Annotated in this window: 1 protein-coding gene; it reads right to left on the bottom strand. The window is 49.9% G+C overall.

Going from position 1 to position 962, the window contains the following annotated elements:
• Positions 1 to 863 (bottom strand): IS481-like element ISKpn28 family transposase (locus HMPREF1024_RS00080; protein WP_009310158.1); only part of this gene is annotated, 863 nt, incomplete at its 3' end.
• Positions 864 to 962 lie beyond the last annotated feature (99 nt).

Raw genomic sequence — 962 nt, 5'->3', positions numbered from 1 at the left:
AATTGTTCTCTAAGTGTCCGGTTAAATCGCTCACAGGTCGCATTCATTTTCGGTGTGTACGGATAGGTCCAGATGTGTTTAATCGAGGCTTCCTGTAGCGTTTTATCAAAGTTACCGAGGAACTCCTTACCGTTGTCAGTGACAACTTGTCTGATAGCGACAGGAAAGAGCTTTGTGGCCTTGCTGAAGAAATGGCTGGTAATATCGCTGTTGAGTGAAGGGACCGCCAGGGCCAGCGCATAGTCGCTGTGCTCGTCGATCATGGTAATGATATAGCGGCGTAGGTCCCCCATCCTGAGTTCAATCGCGTCCATCCCTATGAGTTCGCCTGTTTTTACCGGGCGGTATTGTTTTGGTCTTCTGGGCTTCACTGAGCGTTTTTTTATCAACCGGGCTTTGCCCCTGGCGCTGAGGCGTACGGGGATCATCCGCATTTTATCGTGAGCACCAGCAATGATTCTTCCAATGGTTGACGTGCTGGGACAGGTAAAATGCCGCGCTTCACACCATGGTTTCAGCCTGACAAAAATCTGCTCTTTGCCGAGATTGGGTAACTCAGTTCTCAGACGCCTGATCTCCTTGAGTACATCAGGATGCCAGTGCCTTGAACGGCGAACCAGAGGGGCTTTGCTTCTTGGAATTAGTGCTTCTGGACCACCGGTGCGCAGTAACCGGCGCCACCAGTAGAGTGTTCGCGTTGATACGTCAAAAGCATCAGCTGCGGCACGGATCCCGTGCTTATCCCAGAAGTTCAGAGCCTTCATTCTTAACTTCGCAATCTCGGGCATAAGAGAGTGTTTCATCGCATAAGCAGTTGCTCGGTAATACCCAAAATAGCCGACACCGATATGCTGCATCAACATCTGGCAATCCCTCCTTTAGTGTTCTGAGGCAATTGCAATATCTGTGTGAACTTACACAGGAGTTGTATGGGTCCTGTTAACACCAAGCTGTAATGTCCC

The organism is Klebsiella sp. 4_1_44FAA, from assembly GCF_000238715.1.
In the GTDB taxonomy this organism is placed as follows: domain Bacteria; phylum Pseudomonadota; class Gammaproteobacteria; order Enterobacterales; family Enterobacteriaceae; genus Klebsiella; species Klebsiella pneumoniae.
This window is presented reverse-complemented; position numbering and strand designations above follow the sequence as displayed.